General features: G+C 65.1%; 1 protein-coding gene. It reads right to left on the bottom strand.

Annotated features, from left to right (window positions below; genetic code table 11):
- Window positions 1–38 precede the first annotated feature (38 nt).
- Window positions 39–378: cytochrome o ubiquinol oxidase subunit IV (gene cyoD / locus AC1DN0_RS41815; RefSeq protein ID WP_477146716.1), on the bottom strand; the 340-nt coding region annotated here is incomplete at its 5' end.

Raw genomic sequence — 378 nt, forward strand, 5'->3', positions numbered from 1 at the left:
GGGGCGGCCTTTCTGCGTGCGGCAACGTCGCGGGGACGTCAGTGCATCATGTGCACGTTCATGTTGTGCATGACCCACAGCGAGCCGGCGACGATGATGCCGATCACCACCACGGTGAAGGCCGCCGCGCTGACGTTCCAGCGCTGCTCCGAGGAGCGGTCCAGGTGCAGGAAGAACACCAGGTGCACCAGGATCTGCAGCACCGCGGCGATCACGATGATCACGCCGGTGGTGAAGGTCGGCAGGTTGCCGTGCATCACCAGCCAGAACGGGATGATGGTCAGGACCGCTGCCAGCAGGAAGCCGACCAGGTACGACTTGACGCTGCCGTGGCTTTCGCCGCCGGCACCGTGGCCGTGGTCGTGTGCGTGATTGTCA

The organism is Cupriavidus sp. 05N39, assembly GCF_056397325.1.